The sequence below is a fragment of the Sphingomonas sp. Ant20 genome (assembly GCF_000783375.1).
GTDB classification, from domain to species: domain Bacteria; phylum Pseudomonadota; class Alphaproteobacteria; order Sphingomonadales; family Sphingomonadaceae; genus Sphingomonas; species Sphingomonas aerolata.
Genome location: NZ_JRVI01000226.1, coordinates 1 through 4,158, shown reverse-complemented (window position 1 = coordinate 4,158; position 4,158 = coordinate 1). Strand labels below are relative to the sequence as shown.

Sequence of the window (4,158 nt, the reverse complement as noted above, 5' to 3'; positions counted from 1 at the left end):
CCGCCTCGCGCCGCACCCGCGCTTTGCGCGCCCGCCGCAAATTGATGATCTCGCCCATGAAAACCCCTCGCACCCCGCTTGCCAGCACCCCGCCGGCGCTACAGACTGCCCCTCCTATGCGCCATCCCGTCCTGCTGTCCGCCCTTCTCCTGCTCCCCGCCGCCGCGTCGGCGCAGGCGCTGCCGCCCGGCGCCTGGGCGATCACCTCGACCGCGGTCGAGCTCGTCATTCCGGGTGCGCCGGGGTTTATCCTGCGGATGATGCGCGGAAAATCGAAGACCGAGCGCAAATGCCTGCCGCCCGAACAGGCATCGTCGGGCGTCGCCGCGCTGTTCGTCCCCAAGCCCGAGGCGCGCTGCACCGTCGAGCGCGCACAGTTCGCGGGCGGGCGGATCGACCATGTCATGAGCTGTCCGCAGAAAAAGGGGCCGCCGATGCGGATCGTCCGCGCGGGCAGCTATGGCGCGACGGGCTTTACCGCACGGATGACGATGACCGGCGAGACCGACAAGGGCGCGATGCGGATCGTCGCGGATCAGGTCGCGGCACGCACCGGCCCCGTCTGCAAACGCTGACACCAGGATCTGGAATGGCACGATATTTCGTGCCCGGGAGCGGCATCGCCTCTGGCGGCCGGCTCCGGAAATTTCTGGTCGGGGCGACAGGATTCGAACCTGCGACCCCCACACCCCCAGTGTGATGCGCTACCAGGCTGCGCTACGCCCCGACCGAAGGGCGCGCATTATGCGGATGTTGCGCACGATGCAAGCACGCGATTGCGGCAAAGCCCATATTCGTCCGTCTCATCGCGGCCCGGCCACGCTTCACCGGCGCGCATCGGTTGCGCGGGGCGGCAACCGGTGATAGCGGCATCGCCCATGCGAGCGCGGGCGTATGGCGCCTGCCCACCAGCCAAAACGGGACTCCATGTTCATTTCCCCAGCATATGCGCAGGCCGCCGGCGAGACGGCGACATCGGGCGGCATCGCCTCGTTCCTGAGCCTCGCGCCGCTCTTCCTCGTCTTCATCGTCTTCTATTTCCTGATGATCCGTCCGCAGCAAAAGCGGATGAAGGCGCTCCAGGCGTCGGTCGCGGCGGTCAAGAAGAATGACAGCGTCGTCACCGCCGGCGGCATCATCGGCAAGGTGACCAAGGTCGAGGACGCGATCGTCGAGGTCGAGATCGCGCCCAACACGCGCGTCCGCGTCGTCAAGGCGACGCTCACCGACATCACCAGCCCGAACACGAAGCCGGCGAACGACTGATGTTGGATTTCCCCCGCTGGAAGGTCGCGTCGATCATCGGCCTGCTGGCCGTGCTCTGCGCGCTTGCGATCCCGAGCTTCTTCTCCGAATCGACGACCAGCAAGTGGCGGGCGATTCCGCATAAGCGGATCAACCTGGGTCTCGATCTGGCGGGCGGCAGCTATCTGCTGCTCGAGGCGGACACCGCCGATCTCGCCAATTCGCGGATCGAGGCGATGCGCGACAGCATCGCGGGCACGATGCGCAACGGCACGCCGCGGATCGCGATCGGCGATATTTCGGTGCGTGGCGGGCAGCTTAGCTTCCTGCTCCGCGATCCGAGCCAGGTCGATGCCGCGCGCGAGCGGCTGCTCTCGATCACCGGCGGTGGCGCCGGGATGAGCGGCCAGCGCGAATGGGACATCAACGTCGTCGACACCAGCCGGTTCGTGCTCAAGCCGACCGAGGCCGGGCTCCAGCAGGCGATCGACACCGCGATGAAGGACGCGACCGAAGTCGTCCGCCGCCGCATCGACGAACTCGGCACCAAGGAGCCGACGATCGTCCGCCAGGGCGCGACGCGTATCGTCGTCCAGGTGCCGGGCCTGCAGAATCCGCAGGCGCTCAAGAACCTGCTCGGCAAGACCGCAAAGCTCGAATTCAAGCTGGTCGACGAGACCGCGAACCCCGCCGATCTCGTCAAGGGCATCGCCCCCGTCGGCAGCCAGGTCATTCCTTACCCCGGCAATCCGCAGGGCATTCCGTTCATCGCGGTCAAGCGATCGGTGATCATCTCGGGCGATCAGCTCGCCGATGCCCGCCAGGAGTTCGAGCCGCAGACCAACGCGCCGCAGGTGGCGATCACCTTCGACGCGGTCGGTGGACGACGTTTCGCCAAGGTCACGCAGGAAAACACGAACAAGCCGTTCGCGATCATCCTCGACAATTCGGTGATCTCCGCGCCCAACATCAACGAGCCGATCCTCGGTGGTCGCGCCTCGATCTCGGGCAATTTCACCACCGAATCGGCGAACGCACTCGCGATCTCGCTGCGATCGGGCAAGCTGCCGATCAATCTGAAGATCATCGCCGAGAGCACCGTCAGCCCCGATCTCGGCAAGGATTCGATCCGCGCCGGCGTGCTGGCCAGCATCGTCGCGGCGCTCGCGGTGATCGTGTTCATGTTCGTGACCTATGGCCGGTTCGGCCTCTATGCGAACCTCGCGGTGGTCATCAACATCCTCGTGATCGTCGCCGTCATGGCGATGCTCAACGCGACGCTGACGCTGCCCGGCATCGCCGGCTTCGTGCTGACGATCGGTACTGCGGTCGACGCCAACGTGCTGATCAACGAGCGTATTCGCGAGGAACGCCGCCGCGGGCGCAACATCGTCCAGGCGGTCGAGCTCGGCTATAAGGAGGCGTCACGCACGATCTTCGAGGCCAACGTCACGCACGCGATCACCGGCGTGATCATGCTCCTGCTGGGCTCCGGCCCGGTTAAGGGCTTTGCGGTCGTGCTGCTGATCGGCATCTGCACCAGCGTGTTCACCGCGGTGACCTTCACGCGGATGCTCGTGGCGCTCTGGCTGCGCAAGAACCGCCCCACCACGATCAATATTTGAGGCGGGAGACATCATCATGCGCCTGCTGAAACTCGTACCCGACAACACCAACCTGAAGTTCGTCTCGCTCCGCAAATGGGCGTTCGGGCTGACCATCCTCCTGTCGCTCGCCGCCGTCGGGCTGGTCTTCGCCAAGGGTCTGAACATGGGCGTCGACTTTGTCGGCGGCGTCCTGATCGAGGAGCGGTTCGCGACTCCGCCGTCGATCGACGCGGTCCGTACCGAGGTCGATCGTCTCGGCGTCGGCGAAGCCTCGATCCAGTCCTTCGCCGATCCGACCGTGCTGTCGATCCGTCTGCCGATCCCCGAAAGCACCGACGAGGGTGCGACCAACGCACTCGTCAAGAAGGTCGCCGACGATCTGGCGGTCAAGTTCCCCGGCGCGACCTTCTCGAAATACGACACGATCTCGGGCAAGGTTTCGGACGAGCTGATCAGCAAGGGGCTGCTCGCGGTCGGGCTGGCCATCCTCGGCATCGGCCTGTTCGCGGTGGTCCGCTTCGAATGGCAGTTCGGCGTGTCGACCGTCGTCGCGATCGTCCACGACCTGTTGATGACGCTCGGTTTCTTCGCGCTGACGCAGTTCGAATTCGACCTCAACATCGTCGCCGCGGTGCTGACGATCGTGTCCTATTCGATCAACGACAAGATCGTCATCGACGACCGTATCCGCGAGAATATGCGCCGCTATCGCAAGATGGACATGCGCGAGATCATCGATCTGTCGGTGAACGAGACGCTGCCGCGTACCGTCATGACCTCGGTCACGATCCTGCTCGCGCTGACCGCGATGCTGGTGCTCGGCGGGCACGTGCTGCGCGGCTTCACCGCGGCGATGATCCTCGGCATCGTCGTCGGCACCTATTCGTCGATCTACGTGTCGTCGTCGCTGCTCATCACGCTCGGCCTGCGCGCCGAGCCCGAGGGCCGCAAGGGCGACCGCGACGACGCCGAGCGCGTGGGCCCGAAGGCCGGCCGCTGATGCGCGGCGGGCCCGGCACGTGAGGACAAGCGCGTGAGAATGGACAAGGAAAAGACCGACGGACCGATGATCTCGGCGATCGGTCATGGCGGGTTCCGGGTCGACGACGGCTATTATACCGCGCTGCTGATCACCCCGTCGCGCGCCGACGGCTGGACGCCGCCGCCGTTCGAGGCACTGGGCGCGGACGATGTCGCCAGCGTCCTCGCGCTGTCGCCCAAGCCCGAATTCCTGCTGCTCGGCACCGGATCGCAGCTGCGCCAGCCCGCCGCCGCCTTCCGCCGCGCGGTCGAGGCGCAGGGCGTG

Annotated in this window: 5 protein-coding genes and 1 tRNA gene; 5 read left to right on the top strand and 1 reads right to left on the bottom strand. The window is 66.0% G+C overall.

The window, feature by feature from the left end:
* The first annotated feature begins 116 nt into the window (after positions 1-116).
* A complete protein-coding gene (locus NI18_RS19085) occupies positions 117-575 on the top strand; it encodes a DUF3617 domain-containing protein (protein WP_084215302.1) in 459 nt (152 codons plus the stop codon).
* A gap of 75 nt (positions 576-650) precedes the next feature.
* Here NI18_RS19085 and NI18_RS19080 read toward each other — a convergent pair.
* Positions 651-727, bottom strand: a tRNA-Pro gene (locus NI18_RS19080).
* A 200-nt stretch (positions 728-927) separates the two neighbouring features.
* On the opposite strand from NI18_RS19080, the gene yajC reads away from it, so the two are divergent.
* From yajC to NI18_RS19060, 4 genes are all read left to right on the top strand, one after another.
* The gene (gene yajC / locus NI18_RS19075; protein ID WP_037532337.1) at positions 928-1,266 is read left to right on the top strand and encodes a preprotein translocase subunit YajC; all 339 of its coding nucleotides are present in this window, start codon (positions 928-930) and stop codon (positions 1,264-1,266) included.
* Complete coding sequence (gene secD, locus NI18_RS19070) at positions 1,266-2,870, top strand: protein translocase subunit SecD (protein WP_037532334.1); 1,605 nt, start codon at positions 1,266-1,268, stop codon at positions 2,868-2,870. Before yajC ends, secD begins: the two co-directional genes overlap by 1 nt.
* A gap of 16 nt (positions 2,871-2,886) precedes the next feature.
* Positions 2,887-3,852 carry a protein translocase subunit SecF gene (gene secF / locus NI18_RS19065; protein ID WP_031441217.1) on the top strand — a complete coding sequence of 322 codons (966 nt, stop codon included), beginning with the start codon at positions 2,887-2,889 and terminating at the stop codon, positions 3,850-3,852.
* Between the two features lie 39 nt (positions 3,853-3,891).
* Positions 3,892-4,158: Mth938-like domain-containing protein (locus tag NI18_RS19060; protein WP_052149351.1), on the top strand; the 267-nt coding region annotated here is incomplete at its 3' end.